12 protein-coding genes and 1 riboswitch are annotated in these 13,835 nt (G+C 72.5%); of the genes, 6 read left to right on the top strand and 6 right to left on the bottom strand.

Features of this window, described 5'->3' with window-relative positions; translation table 11 throughout:
* Positions 1 to 154: 154 nt before the first annotated feature.
* A complete protein-coding gene (gene pseI, locus AB0B55_RS10765; RefSeq protein ID WP_357171547.1) occupies positions 155 to 1,207 on the bottom strand; it encodes a pseudaminic acid synthase in 1,053 nt (350 codons plus the stop codon).
* A 103-nt stretch (positions 1,208 to 1,310) separates the two neighbouring features.
* Complete coding sequence (locus AB0B55_RS10770; protein ID WP_357171548.1) at positions 1,311 to 2,474, bottom strand: glycosyltransferase; 1,164 nt, start codon at positions 2,472 to 2,474, stop codon at positions 1,311 to 1,313.
* 141 nt (positions 2,475 to 2,615) lie between these two features.
* Here AB0B55_RS10770 and AB0B55_RS10775 point away from each other — a divergent pair, with 141 nt between their 5' ends.
* The 5 genes from AB0B55_RS10775 (at position 2,616) to AB0B55_RS10795 (ending at position 7,857) form a co-directional block, all read left to right on the top strand.
* Positions 2,616 to 3,818, top strand: coding sequence for an acyltransferase (locus AB0B55_RS10775; RefSeq protein ID WP_357171549.1), 1,203 nt, complete (start codon positions 2,616 to 2,618; stop codon positions 3,816 to 3,818).
* Between the two features lie 183 nt (positions 3,819 to 4,001).
* The gene (locus AB0B55_RS10780) at positions 4,002 to 4,520 is read left to right on the top strand and encodes a hypothetical protein (RefSeq protein WP_357171550.1); all 519 of its coding nucleotides are present in this window, start codon (positions 4,002 to 4,004) and stop codon (positions 4,518 to 4,520) included.
* 177 nt (positions 4,521 to 4,697) lie between these two features.
* On the top strand, positions 4,698 to 5,468 hold the full coding sequence (locus AB0B55_RS10785; protein WP_357120094.1) for a hypothetical protein: 771 nt from the start codon (positions 4,698 to 4,700) through the stop codon (positions 5,466 to 5,468).
* A gap of 285 nt (positions 5,469 to 5,753) precedes the next feature.
* Positions 5,754 to 5,894, top strand: a riboswitch (cyclic di-AMP (ydaO/yuaA leader).
* Between the two features lie 233 nt (positions 5,895 to 6,127).
* On the top strand, positions 6,128 to 6,976 hold the full coding sequence (locus AB0B55_RS10790; protein ID WP_357171551.1) for a C39 family peptidase: 849 nt from the start codon (positions 6,128 to 6,130) through the stop codon (positions 6,974 to 6,976).
* Between the two features lie 134 nt (positions 6,977 to 7,110).
* Positions 7,111 to 7,857 (top strand): alpha/beta hydrolase, encoded by a 747-nt coding sequence (locus AB0B55_RS10795; protein ID WP_357171552.1) that lies wholly within the window; start codon positions 7,111 to 7,113, stop codon positions 7,855 to 7,857.
* 4 nt (positions 7,858 to 7,861) lie between these two features.
* Here the strand turns inward: AB0B55_RS10795 and AB0B55_RS10800 are convergent, their stop codons facing one another.
* The 4 genes from AB0B55_RS10800 to AB0B55_RS10815 form a co-directional block, all read right to left on the bottom strand.
* Positions 7,862 to 9,532, bottom strand: a complete 1,671-nt coding sequence (locus AB0B55_RS10800) for a CDP-glycerol glycerophosphotransferase family protein (protein WP_357171553.1) — start codon at positions 9,530 to 9,532, stop codon at positions 7,862 to 7,864.
* Positions 9,533 to 9,577: 45 nt separating this feature from the next.
* Complete coding sequence (locus tag AB0B55_RS10805) at positions 9,578 to 11,086, bottom strand: bifunctional cytidylyltransferase/SDR family oxidoreductase (RefSeq protein ID WP_357171554.1); 1,509 nt, start codon at positions 11,084 to 11,086, stop codon at positions 9,578 to 9,580.
* A gap of 145 nt (positions 11,087 to 11,231) precedes the next feature.
* The gene (locus tag AB0B55_RS10810) at positions 11,232 to 12,041 is read right to left on the bottom strand and encodes an ABC transporter ATP-binding protein (protein WP_357120787.1); all 810 of its coding nucleotides are present in this window, start codon (positions 12,039 to 12,041) and stop codon (positions 11,232 to 11,234) included.
* A gap of 4 nt (positions 12,042 to 12,045) precedes the next feature.
* On the bottom strand, positions 12,046 to 12,939 hold the full coding sequence (locus AB0B55_RS10815; RefSeq protein ID WP_357120079.1) for an ABC transporter permease: 894 nt from the start codon (positions 12,937 to 12,939) through the stop codon (positions 12,046 to 12,048).
* Between the two features lie 178 nt (positions 12,940 to 13,117).
* On the opposite strand from AB0B55_RS10815, the gene AB0B55_RS10820 reads away from it, so the two are divergent.
* Positions 13,118 to 13,756: a TetR/AcrR family transcriptional regulator gene (locus tag AB0B55_RS10820; protein ID WP_355050328.1), complete on the top strand. Its 639-nt coding sequence runs from the start codon at positions 13,118 to 13,120 to the stop codon at positions 13,754 to 13,756.
* The last annotated feature ends 79 nt before the right edge of the window (positions 13,757 to 13,835 follow it).

Consider the following 13,835-nt stretch of genomic DNA (forward strand, 5'->3'; position numbering starts at 1 on the left):
CGAGCTGCCCCATCGGTGGGGCGGGATGGCACCCACGGCACGCGCCCCATTTTCGGGGCAGCTCGACAGGAGGCGCACAGGGCGCTGCCGGCCGCAGAGCCGGGCACCCCGCGGCGCCGCTACCGGCGCGGCGGGGCACCCGGCCGCACAGCGGTCAGATCAGGTCCCAGCTCAGCGGGGTGCCGCGCGGGACGTCGGTGGTGAAGGTGCGGCCCAACACCCTGTCGATCTCGATCGGGGCCAGGCCGCCGGCCGGGCGGATCGACCGGACGTTCTGTGCCGTCACCGGGTCGCCGGCCCGGACGTCCTCGACCACGAACAGCGAACGGCGGAACCGTAGCCCTTCCCGCTCGGCCGGCGTTGGGCCGATCGCGGTGCCGCCCAGCGCCGCGTAGGCGCGGCCCGACTCCTCGACGAGCGCGGTCAACTCCGCCGGGTTCAGCGAGAAGTCCGAGTCCACGCCGCCATCGGCCCGGTCCAGGGTCACGTGCTTCTCGATGAAGCAGGCGCCCAGCGCCACCGAGGCGACCGCCACGCCGATACCGGGCGTGTGGTCGGAGAGCCCGACCGGCACGTCGAACGCGCCGGCCAGCACCGGCAGGCGGCGCAGGTTGCTGTCGGCGGGGGGTGCCGGGTAGGACGCGGTGCAGGCCAGCAGGACGATGCCCGCCGCGCCGCCGTCGCGCGCGGTCCGTACGGCGGCGTCGATCTCGGCGACCGTCGCCATCCCGGTCGAGATCACCATCGGCTTGCCGGTGCTGGCCACCAAGCGGATCAGCGGCAGGTCCACCAGCTCCGAGGACGCGATCTTGTACGCCGGGGCGTCCAACGACTCCAACAGCTCCACGGCGGTCGCGTCGAACGGTGACGAGAAGACCGTCAGCCCGCGCGCGCGGGCCCGCGCGAAGATCGGGGCGTGCCACTCGTACGGGGTGTGCGCCCGCTCGTAGAGGCGGTACAGGTTCTCCCCGCCCCACAGCTCGTGCCCGCCGGAGATGCGGAAGGCCGGGGTGTCGACGTCGATCGTGATCGTGTCCGGCCGGTACGTCTGCAGCTTGAGCGCGTGCGCGCCGCTCTCGGCGACCGCGTCCACGATGGCCAGCGCCCGGTCCAGGTCGCCGTTGTGGTTACCGGACATCTCGGCGACCACGAAGGGCCGCTCTCCGGCACCGACCGCGTGCGGTCCGATCTTGATTGTCGCCGTCATTCCGACCTCTGTTCCCTTACGCCCGCACCGACGTGCGGTGGTGCTGTCGTCGTCCCCCCGAACGGGTGGACGACCTGAAAAACCCGGGCACCCGCCGAACGGGTCACGGCAGGCGGCCACCGGCCAGCGCGTCCGACCGTCCCGGCCTGCCGGCGGCGTGCCCGCCGTCCGGCCTGCTCGTCGACCGTGCCGCTCGGGAGGGGTCGTCGGTCGACGACGAGTCGGCGCTGGCGGTCGGGCCGGACCGTCGCCACCGTCCGGTGACCCGGTGCGCCTGCCGCAGCGCCGAGTACGCCAACCAGTCACCCCGCCCCACCAGGCGGTGCTTGAGCCCGCTGACCCCCGGCGGCATCGGATAGCCGCCGGGGGGCAGGTATCGGCGGTAGTGCTCGGCGACCCGGTGGAAGAAGGCGCGCCGCAGGTGTGGGTGCAGCCGGTCGTCGTTGCCGACCACCACCAGGTAGTGGCTGATCATCAGCTCGAACAGCTCGGCCCGCAGGCCCTCGTCCGGGTGCCGGCGGGCAACCCAGTCCATCAGCCGCTCGTACTGGCCGAACGCGTCGAAGTGCCGGCCACTGCGGGTGGAGGTGATGGCGCCCTGGCGGCCCTGCCGGTACAGGTAGCAGACCCGGTCCAGCACCGAGATCTTCTCCGCGCCGATCAGCAGCGGGTGGCTGAACGGGATGTCCTCGTACCAGCCGGGGAAGAAGCGCAGCTCCAACTCGTCGAGAAAGGCCCGGCGTACCACCTTGTTCCACGCCGTGTGCTGCACCCGCAGCAGGTGCGGCTGGTCGGCCAGGCGGGCCACGCCCGGCACCCCGCGCAGCAGGTGGCTGCTCGCGTCGACCTCCCGCCGACCGTCCTCGTGCACCCGCAGGTGGTCCAGCATGAGGACGTCGGGCTGGTGTTCACGCAGCCGGTCCAGCACCGCCGCGATCGTGCCCGGTGGCAGCCAGTCGTCGCTGTCGACGAACCACACGTACCGGCCGGTGGCCACGTCGAGGCCCGCGTTGCGGGCCAGGCCCAGACCCACGTTCTCTTCCAGGTGTACGACGCGGACGTTGTCGCGCCCGGTGGCGTAGGACCGCAGCATCGCGCCGCAGCCGTCCGGCGAGGCGTCGTTCACGGCGATCAGCTCGACCGCCTCCGACTCGCCCGCCGGGATGTCCGCCCGGACCGACTCGAGGCACTGGTACAGGTAAGCCTCGACGCCGTAGACGGGCACGACGATGCTCAGCAGCGGCGCGTGCGTCGGCTCATTGACCACGTCGCCACCTTCGACGACGTGGATGGCCAGCCCCGGAACCACACGTGGCCGCCGATGGTGAAATCCCTGAACACCCGCGAAGCGGAAGGTAAACAACGGCCGCCCGGTTCACCCGGGAGTGACCCGGTAGGGTGCCTCGGCATGACGAGCACCACCGACGCGCCGGCCGCGCCGGCCGCCCCCGCCCGGCTGCCGTCGCTGACCGGGCTGCGGTGGATCGCCGCGCTGCTGGTCTTCGGGTTCCACGCCGGGACGATGCGGATCATCGCCGAGCCGGAGTACAAGGCCGTCGTCGACGCCCTCTTCACCCTCGGCCTGTCCGGCGTGCAGTTCTTCTTCATTCTCAGCGGCTTCGTGTTGGTCTGGTCGGCCCGCCCGGGCGACTCGCGGCTGACCTTCTGGCGTCGACGGGTCGCGAAGATCTACCCGAACCACGTGGTGCTGTGGGCCGCCGCGCTGCTGGTCGCCGGGTGGTTCGCCGATCCCGTCCTGCCGGCCGTCGCCGTGGAGAACCTGCTGCTGTTGCAGGCGTGGGACCCCCGGCTGGGCTGGTTCTACAGCGTCAACACGGTGAGCTGGTCGCTGTCCTGCGAGTTCTTCTTCTACCTCTGTCTGCCGCTGGCGCTGCCCCTGTTGCGCCGGGCGCGACCCGCGGTGCTCTGGGCGCTCGTGGTCGCGCTGCCGCTGCTGATCCTCGCGCTCTGGCCGGCCCAGCATCTGGTGCCGGAGGTAAGCCGCTGGTGGTTCACCCAGATCTTCCCGCCGGTGCGGTCCCTGGAGTTCTGGTTGGGCGCGGTGGCGGCCGAGCTGATGCTCCGGGGCCGGTGGCGCGGGCCGGGCCTGACCGCCGCCACCGCGATCTTCGTGGGCACCTGGGTGGCCGCCGCGCAGTGGATCCGCGCCGAGTTGTGGACCACGCTGCTCGCCGTCGCGTACCTGTTGGTGATCACCGCGGCCGCCGACGCCGACGTGCGCGGCCGGCGCTCGCCGTGGCGCTCGCGTCCGCTGGTCTGGCTCGGCGAGGTCTCGTTCGCCTTCTACCTGGTGCACGTCCTGGTGATGACGAGCGTGCTCCGGCTCAGCGGCGACTGGGGGACCGGTTTCCGGGGTTGGCGGGGTCCGGCGGTGGTGCTCGGATTCCTGCTCGCGAACCTGGTCCTCGCCGGGTTGCTGCACCGCTGGGTGGAGACCCCGATGATGCGCCGGCTCGCGCCACGTCGCCCGGGTCGCCCGCCGCTCGTTCCCCATCAGCGCACCACCTCGTCGGCCGGGAGCGGTGACGCCGGCGTGCCGCCCGTGCCCGCCCGTCCAGACGCGCAAGATCGCGCTCGATCCTGGTTGTAGTGGTCTCGTCAGCCGAGTGAGGCCACTACATCAACGATCGAGCGCGATCTTGACCGGCGCGGTGGCACCCACCAGCGCCGGCTGACGCCACCTGGTCCACGCTGGTCGGACGGGGTCGGCGCGGCGCTGGCCGACACGCCCGTCGCCGATGCGTCCGGGCGGTCCCGACGGTAGCGTGAGGACGTGCTCCCGGTCGCGCTCACCTGTCCCCTGTGGTGGGTGGCGCGCTGGGCGGCACGGGTGCTGACCAGCCTCGCCGTGCTGTCGCTCGCCCTGGGCGCGGCCCCGGCGCTGCTGCCGGCATCGACCGCCGCGGCCCCGCCGCCCATCATCGGGTCGCTCGCCCTCGCGGAGCCGCTCGGACCGTCGACCGCGGCCCTCTCCACCGTCCTCACCGACCGCGCCGCCACCGGCTCGGCCGCCACCGACCGCGCCGCCACCGACCGCGCCGGCACCGACCGCGCCGGCACCGACCGCGCCGTCACCGACCGCGCCGTCACCCGCAGGGTCGGCGGGGTACGAGCCGCAGAGCTTGGCGCTGACGCCTCCGCGCGGTCGGTCGACCCGCAGCCCGCCCGGCACGGTGGTTCGGACGCGTTGCCCCGCCCATTGGCGGGCGTGACCTCGACGCGCACGGGCTCGCAGCGGCCCCTCCGCGCCGCCGGCTCGGCCAGCCGGGCCCCCCGCGCCCCGCCGGCCTAGCGGGGTCAGTCACCGGGGCGGCACGCCGTCCCGCGAGCGCCGGAGTGTGGCGCGCCGAGATCTCCACCACCGGCGACGCCGCCAGACCGAACGCCAGTCACCACACCTGACGACACACCGCCCGCACCCGCCCGTGCGGCATCCCATCGCTTACGTGCTCATGCCGAGGTGTCGATCATGGAAACCGTCGTCTTCTACCAGTTCCTGACCGAGGTGCCCCAGGCCGCCGCCATCTGGTCGGCCCTGTTCCTGCTGGCGCTGACGGTCCTCGCCGTTCTGGTGGCCCGTCCGGAGCGGGACTCGCCCGCGGCCGACCCCACGCCGCCGACACCCACCGCCCGCGAGATGGCCGTCGCCGAGATGGCCGACCTGCGCCGGTACGCCGAGGAGGTGGCCGTGGCCGCCGCCCGGGCCGCGCGGACCGCCCGACGGCGGCGCGCTGACTGGCTGGTCGCTCAGGACGAGGCGCAGCGGGCCTGGACGGCGTACGACGAGGCGGACACGGCCGCCCGTCGGGTCGCCGGTGCCGGGGCGTTGCCGACACCGCGTACCCCGCACACCCCCGCCGAGTACGCGGCCCGGGAGCGCTATCTGCACCGTGCCGCCATGGCGGCGCACTGGCGGGGGGAGTTGACCATGGCTCAGCTCGGCGACGTGTTCGGGCACCGGCGCGGCTGGGACCCCCGCCGGCACCCGGTCGAGCAGGAGACGCTGCTCATCCGGGCGATCCGTGACGCGAGGCTGGCCGAGCACCGGACGGCCGCCGAGCGGGAGCGGTCGTCCTGGCGGGACGCCGAGGTGGCCGCCGAGTCGGCGCGCGTCCTCGCCGAGGAGGCGTACGTGGCGGCGGTCCGGTCGCGGCCGAGCCCGGCGTTCTCCCGGCGCACCGCGACGCGGCCGTCGCGTACGGCCCTCGTGGCACGCTGGCGTCCGGCCCGGGCCGGTTGAGCCCGATCCGTTATGTGAGGCGGGTCACCGGCGGCGGAAATCGGGCGGCGGGCATCATCGGCGGCCATTGCGCCCGCGATTGTGGCCGCGTTGTCGGCCACCTGTCCGGTTGTCGCCCACAGGTGCCGGCGGAACCCGTTGTCCCATCGAGTCACGTCAGCGGCAGAACGCGCAGAAATTGCTGGGCCAATCGATGTTTACGCAGGTGGGCGCGGCTTGGCAGAGTGCGTACCGGCCAGTACTGTCGTCCCGTCCGGTGCGGTTACCGATCGCAGGAGGCGACGCCGCGCCGACCCGCTCAATCGTGATCAACGAACCGGGGACCCACAGTAAGTCCGGGGTGAATCCGCGAGCCACGGCCCGCGGTAGGGCGATCTTCCCGCCCGAATCCGTCAGCTAACCCGGTAGGCGGTGACGGAAGGAGTTCCATCCTCGTGCAGCACCCCTCGACCCCCTTGTTGTTCCGCCGCCTCCACGGCGACGCGGTGTCCCCGCTCATCCGCCTCGTGACGGTGAGCTGACCCCCCGGGTCACCGCACTTCCCGCCCGGCCGCGCCGGGCGTTCCCCTGAGCGGCTCATCATCCGCGGGCCACCGCCCGCGCGCTGACGCCTGCCCGGATGCCGGTCGAGCCCCGGTGTGCCGCTCTCCCTGTGAACCGTGGAGGACCTCGTGAAGCACACCCTGAAGCGCCAGCTCCGTCGCCTCGCGACCGAGCGCCCGTACCAGATCGTCGCCGCCTCCGCCGCGGCCCTCGCGATCGCCACCACCGCCGGCGCTCTGGTCGCCGGCACCGACGACGCCCCGGCCGGCTCGCGCACCCCGACCACGGTCGCCGAGATGCGCAGTGACACCGTCGCCTCCCGTGGCGAACTCCGGTCCGCAGCTCCGTCGGCGAGCGTCGCGCCGAGCACCGCCGCCCCGGCCACCAGCGCCGCGTCCCCCGCCGCGAAGGCCACGAGCAACCCGGACGTCACCCGGAAGCCGACGCCGCCGAAGCCGCCCGCGACGAAGGTGCTCGACTACGACTACGAGGCGCAGAACACCTACTACAACTGTGGCCCGGCGGCCACCCGCAACGCGCTCAGCGCCAGCGGCATCGACCGCACCCAGGAGGAGCTCGGCGCCGAACTGGGCACCACCGAGATGGGCACCAACTCGGCCGAGGACACCACCCGGGTGCTCAACGCCGAGGTGAAGGGCTCCCCGTACCGCACCCGCATGTTCGCGGGCACGCCCAGCCCGGCCCAGATGGACCGCCTTCAGGCCGACGTCGTCAAGGCCATCACCGATGGCCGCGGCGTGGTGGCCAACGTCGCCGGCGACGCCGTCGACACCGAGGGCGGCTACCACTCCTACGGCGGTGGGCACTACATCGCCGTCGTCGGCTACAAGGACAACGGCCGTACGGTGCGGATTGCCGACTCGGCGAACGCCGCCGACCCGGCCTACTGGATCACCACGATCGACCTGGCGAACTGGATCGCCACCCGGGGTTACTCCGCCTGACCAACGCGCGACACCCCACGACGCCGCGGGCGCCGTCTCCCACGAGGGGCCGGCGCCCGCGGCGTTCCCAGGTCGGGGCCCGACGCGGGTGAACGGCTCTCGTACCGGGCCACGAACCGTGGGAGACTGCGGCCGTGGTGGATGAATCGGGCGGCCAAGCCGGCCGTGAGCCGATCCTGTTGCTGCTGCACGGCATGGGGGCGACGGGTGACGTGTGGCTGCCCTGGGCGCCACTTCTGGAGCAGCACTGGCCCGGCCGGTGGCTGGCGCCCGATCTCGCCGGTCACGGTTGGTCGGCGCCGCTGTCGTCGTACTCCTTCGAGGGTTTCGCCCAGCGGGTCGCGCAGGGCCTGGCCTCCGACGACCGCATCGTCGTGCTCGGGCACTCGCTCGGTGGCGTGGTCGGCCTGGCGCTGGCGGCCCGCGCCGCCGGTCTGCCGGTGGACGCGGTGGTGGGCTTGGGCATCAAGGCCGTCTGGGCGCCGGCCGAGCTGGCCCGCGCCGCGGACCTCGCCGCCCGCCCGGTGGGCTGGTTCACCAGCCGCACCGAGGCCGCCCGCCGCTATCTGCGGGTCGCCGGCCTCACCGGTCTGGTCCTCCCGGACCACCCGATGGTCGACGCCGGTCTGCGTCAGGTCGACGGCCGGTGGCGGCTCGCGATGGACAACGCCGCGTTCGCCGTCGGCGCGCCCGATCTGGCCGCGCTGCTCGCGGCGACCGACGTGCCGGTGGTGCTGGCCCGCGGGGAGCACGACCCGATGGTCACGGACGCGCAGCTCAAGGAGTACGGCGTACCGGTCGCCACGCTGTCCGGTCTCGGGCACAACGCGCACCTGGAGGATCCGGCGGCCGTGCTGGCGTTGCTGGAGCCGTACCGCTGACCGGTCAGGCGGCTGCGGGCGCGGGTAGTTCCCGGGCCGAGGTCAGCTCGCGGCGGGCGGCGGTCAGGAAACCCTCGGCGTACGACTCGGCCGGGAAGTCGCCCAGGTAGCGGCGGCGGGTGACCCAGCGGGCATCGGCCAGCGGGTCGGTGTCCAGCAGGGCCGTGAGCACGGCGTCCACGTTGGACATGTCGCGCCGCAGCACGTAGCCCGAGCCGGCCAGTGGAAAGCGCTCGGTGAACCGGTCGCCCTCGTCACCCATGTCGGTGACGGCGTACGGCTTGCCGGAGTAGAGGTAGTCGGAGATCACCCCGGAGACGTCGGAGACCAGCGCGTCCGAGCGGTTGACGCACTCGGTCAGGCTCAGCTCCCGGGCGGCCGCGCCGAACACGTGCTGCCGGCCGGTGCGGGCGCGGTCGACGGCCAGCAGTTCGGTGAGCCGGCCCAACTGGCGTGCCGACGCCGGGTTCTGCGTCGTGTACGGATGCGCCCGCAGGATCACCGTCGCGCCGCGCCCCAGCAGCCGCCGCAGCAGCTCCTCGGCCACCGGCAGCGAGCAGTAGTCGGCGTCGGCGTGGTGCCCGGTCCAGGTCGGGGTGTAGAGCACCGTCGGGTGCGCGAGGCCCCGCGTCGGCTCCTGGCGCACCTCGATCGACTCGACCTGGGGACGGCCCACCACGACGAACTTCTCGGCCGGGATCTGCACCCCGGCGCGGGCGTACCGGTCGATCGCCGCCGGCCCGGCCACGAAGATCCGGTCGAAGATGCCCGAGACCGGGTTGGCGCTGGGCGCCTTGTCGCTGTCGCCGTGGTGCAGTTGGACGTGGGTGAGCTGGGTGAACCGGATGCAGTGGCTGTTCTTCGCCCCGTGGTTGACGTAGAAGGCCACCCGCAGGCTCGGCACCAGCGCCTCGTCCATCGCGCGCAGCGTGGGGCAGTAGACCACCGGCGCGTCGGTGGCCGCGGCGATCGGCGCGACGAACTCCGGCTCACGGACCAGCACCAGGAAGGGCCGGCCGATCCGTTCGAGGTACGGCAGCCACATGGTGACCTGGTACTCGGAGCCGGGCGGTGCGGAGAAGTAGAGCAGGAACTCCGGCTCGTGCCGGCGTAGCGCGCGGGCGACCTGCCCACCGCCGGCGGTCGGGCGGAACCGTCGTCGGGCCAGGTCCAGCGCGACCGCCCCGGCGGCGGCGGCCACCAGCAGGCTGGCGGCGAGCGCCACGACGGCCGGCAGGGTCGACGCGGCGGCGATGGCCACCACCGCGAGCAGCCCCAGCAGGGTGACGCCGAGTCGGTCAGCGATCAGCGGGGTCCAGGCGCGTACCGGCAGGTTGGCCGCCCGGAGCTCCAGGTTGCCGGCGGTACGCAACGGCCCCACCAGCAGCACCAGCCCCAGCAGGACCAGCGCCGTCGCGGCCAGCGCGGGGTCGAAGCCGTCGTCGAGCCGTCGGGAGTAGCCGATCAGGACCGCCGCGGCGATCAGGGCGTTCTCGGCCACCAGGTCGGCGGCCGGTCGGATCCGCTGCTCAGCGGCCGCCGCCACCAGCGCGGCGACGGCCAGCGCGAGGCCCCACCCGGTGCTGCCGGTGAGGGCCAGCACGACGAAGGCCAGCACGGCGAGCCCGGTGCTCAGGCACCGGGCGACCACCTTGCGAACCAGGTCACCACGCATGTCGCTCCGATCGCCGCCCTCGGTGTCGCGGGGGTGCCGTCGACGTCAGTTCGTCGACGCCGCGGCCGGCGTCTCGGACCGGTCGGGGCCGGCCTGCGCCGGCACGGACGGGCCGTCGCCAGGCGCCCGGCGTACGTCGATGACCTGGCCGGTCAGGTCGGAGATCAACACGTCGAGCGAGGACTGGGCGACGGCCTCCGCGGCCAGCAGGGTGTTCTCCGGCTCCTCGCCGAAGGCCCGCGTACGCATGGGGGTGGCCGTCCGCTCCGGGTTGATGCAGTTGACCCGTACGCCGACGTCGGCCCACTCGTCGGCGAGCGCCTGGGTCAGGTTGACCAGGGCGGCCTTGGTGGACGAGTAGAGGGCGTAGCGGGCCCGACCCCGGGTGTACGAGCTGGAGGTGTAGAGCAGCAGCTGACCCTTGGTCTGCTGCAGGTACGGAAGGGCCTGCCGGGCGATGGTCACCGGGCCGACGAAGTTGACCTGCAACACCCGGTCCATCGTCTCCTCGTCCATCTCGGCCAGGGCGCCCCGCTCCAGGATCCCGGCGGTGACCACCACGTGGTCGATCCGGCCGGTCGCCTCGAAGGCGGTCGTCAGCGCGGCCTCGACGTCCTCGGCGCGCTCGACGTGGGTGCCCGTGGTGGAGCGGCTGAACGGGAAGACCTGCGCGCCGTAGCGCCGCGCCAGCTCGGTCAGCTCGTGGCCGATCCCGTAGCTGCCGCCGAACACCACGATCGTGCGGCCCGTCAGCTCCTCGGTGTAGCTGCGGTGATCGGTCAGCCGGGGCGCCTGCGCGGCCGCGAGCTGGAAGAGCTTGTCCGCCAGGTGCACGTCGACCGGGTGGGTGACCTTGATGTTCTCGTCCGAGCCGTCGATCACCTTGATCGGCGTGCCCGGCAGGTACCGCAGCACCACGCCGCAGTCGTCGGTGGCGGCGAAGTCGGGGTCGTTCTCGGCGATCCGGTACGCCTCACGGATCGTGGGGGAGCGGAACGCCTGCGGGGTCTGTCCCCGGCGGAGCCGGGAGCGCACCGGAATGTCGGTGATGCAGTCGTTCTCGTCCACCTGGATGATCGTGTCGGCGGAGGGGATGGCGACGTCGACGGCGGCGTAGGTCCACAGCGCGTTGACGCACTCGCGCACGATCCGGCCGCTGAGCAGCGGGCGGACGGCGTCGTGGAAGAGGATGTTGCAGTCGGTCGGGCCGACCGCGTCCAGCGCGATCCGGGTGGTCGCGTTGCGGGTGTCGCCGCCCTCGATGACCTGGGTGACCTTGCGCAGGCCGGCCTTCTCGACGATCTGCCGGGCGTCGTCGACGTGACCGGTCGCCATCAGCACGATGATCTCGTCGATCTCCGGAGCGGCCTCGAAGACCGCCAGGGTGTGCTCGATGATCGGCTTACCGGCGATCTTGAGCAGTTGCTTGGGGATGCCGAGGCCCAGCCGGGTCCCGGTGCCGCCGGCCAGCACCACGGCCACTGTCCGCGAGGGCCGCCACGGTGCGGGGGTCTCCGTTGCGGCGTCCGGGCCAGTGGTCTGGTCCTGCGTCATTGCCGGATCCTCACTCTCAGGGTTGCGTTAACGGAAAGTTCCGCCCGAGCGGCGACGGAATGAACCTTAACGCGCGGACCGCGCCGCCCCAACGCGGGCGACGCGGTCCTGGTTGCCGTGTCGATGCCGGTGGTTGGCCGGCACTCTACTTGCTGTTAGCGAACGCCTCGTACGCGCGGATGACCTCGTCGGTCGGGCCGTCCATCCGGATAAGGCCCGATTCCAGCCAGATCGTCCGTTCGCAGGTGTCGCGCACGGAGGAGAGCTGGTGGCTGACCAGGAACACCGTGCCGGCGCCCTCGCGCAGCTCGCGGACGCGCTGCTCGCTGCGCTTGCGGAAACCCTTGTCGCCGGTGGCGAGCGCCTCGTCGATGAGCAGCACGTCGTGCCTCTTGGCGGCGGCGATGGAGAACCGCAGCCGGGCCGCCATGCCCGACGAGTACGTGCGCATCGGCAGGCTGGCGAAGTCACCCCGCTCGTTGATCCCGGAGAAGTCGATGATCCCCGCGGCCTGCTTGGCGACCTCGTCGGGGTGCATGCCCATCGCCAGGCACCCCAGCACGACGTTTCGCTCGCCGGACAGGTCGTTGAGCAGCGCCGCGTTCACCCCGAGCAGCGACGGCTGCCCCTGGGTGTGGATCGCGCCCCGGTTGACCGGCAGCAGGCCGGCGATGGCCCGCAGGATGGTGGACTTGCCCGAGCCGTTGCTGCCGATCAACCCGATCGCCTCGCCCCGGTACGCGGTGAACGACACGCCCTTGACGGCGTGCACCTCCCGCACGTTCGGCGCGTTGGTGCGCTTGACCAGCCGGCGCAGCGCCGCCACCGGAGTGGTGCCACCGGTGGCGCCCTGGTGGACCCGGTAGATGATGTGCGCGTCGTCCACCACCACGGTGGGGATCCGCTCGGGCGTCAGCGTCGGCAGGGAGACGGTCGCCTCGTCGGCGGCCGGCAGGGAATCAACCACGGCCGTACTCCTGTTCGCCGCGCCAGAAGTAGATGTAGCCGCCGATTCCGGCCACCACGGCCCAACCGGCGGCGACCAGCCAGAGCTGGGTCAGCGACTCGTTGAGCAGTGGCGCCTGCTCGAGCAGCGCGTACCGGGCCAGCTCGATGTAGACCAGCAGCGGGTTGAACTGGACCAGCGTCGTCGCCCAGCCGGGCAGCCGCTCGAAGAGGCTGACGCTGTAGAGCACGCCGGAGCCGTACATCCAGGTGCGCATGACGAACGGCATGACCTGCTTGAGGTCGCTGGCCTTGGAGCCCAGCCGGGCGACCAGCAGCACCACGCCCGCGTTGAAGACCGCCTGCAACAGCAGCGCCGGCACCAGCATCAGCCAGTCCCAGGTGATCGGCTCGCCGGTGACCAGCACGATGCCGACCAGCACCACCATCGAGGCCAGCAGTTGCTGGAACTGGGTCATGGTGGTGGACAGCGGCAGGCTGGCCCGGGGGAAGTGCAACGCCCGGATCAGCCCGAGGTTGCTGCTGATCGACTGGGTGCCGGCCAGGACCGCGCTCTGGGTGAAGTTGAAGATGAACAACCCGGTGGTCAGGTACGCGATGAAGTTCGGGATGCTGTTCTGTGCCAGCACCACCCCGAAGATCAGGTAGTAGACCGCGGCGTTGGTCAGCGGGGTGAGCACCTGCCAGAGCTGGCCCAGCTTGGCGTTGCTGTAGGACGCGACCAGCTTGGCGTTGGCGTACGCGGCGATGAAGTGCCGGTAGGCCCAGAGTCGGCGGCTGTACTCGACGAGGGTGGGTCGCTCACCGGCGACCCGTAGCCCGTGCCGAGCGGCCAGCTGCGCCTGGGTCAGGCCCGTGTCAGGGTCGACCAGCGCGGTGGTGGCCATGGAAATGGCACTCCGATCTTTCGTGCAGACGGGTTGCTCGCGACGATGGAATCCTAGTGGGAGTTGTGCGCGGGACGCCGCCTCGTCGCTGCGTGGACAGTAGTCCGAAACACGTCGGGACGCAACCGTACCGTCGTTGCGCTACTCTAGCGGGCGTGACCTGCGAGAAGAGTCCTCGGTGACGACCGAGAAGAGGCGCGTACCGGCCGGCGCGGCGGTGCTGCGCGACGAGATCACCACGGCCATCCGGCGCGCGCTCATGCAGGAGCTGGCCGCGGTCGGCTACGGCCGGCTCTCCATCGAGGCGGTGGCCCGAAGGGCCGGCGTCAGCAAGACGGCGGTCTACCGCCGGTGGAGTTCGAAGCTCGACCTGGTGGTGGAGATCGTCGCCGCCGCCGCACACGGCAAGCTGCCGGTGCTGGACACCGGCACCCTGCGCGGCGACCTCGCGCTGCTGTTCCAGGCCGTGGCGCACGCGCTGCGTCACCCCCTGGCGTCGCAGATCATCCCCGACCTGCTGGCCGAGGCGGCCCGCAACCCGGCCATCGACGAGACTCTGCGTCAGGTGCTGCGCGCCCGCCAGCAGGAGATCGGCGGTCGCCTGGTCATCCGCGCCGTGCAGCGCGGCGAGCTGCCCGCCGACACCGATCCGGACGCCGCCGTCGACCTGATCGTCGGCCCGCTCTACTGGCGGCTCGCCATCGCCCGGTTGCCGCTCACCGACAGCTACCTGGACAACCTGGTCGAATCCGTGGCCGTCGGGCTCGGCGCGACCGGCGTCGTACCCCGGCCGAGGGCGACGCCGGTATCCGGCTGACCCGGCCCGCGACACCACCCACGACGGGGACCTGGCGGGCCACCCGGCTCCGCTAGGCTGCCCCCTTGACACCCGGCCG

It is taken from the genome of Micromonospora sp. NPDC049107 (assembly GCF_040648595.1).
Lineage (GTDB): Bacteria > Actinomycetota > Actinomycetes > Mycobacteriales > Micromonosporaceae > Micromonospora.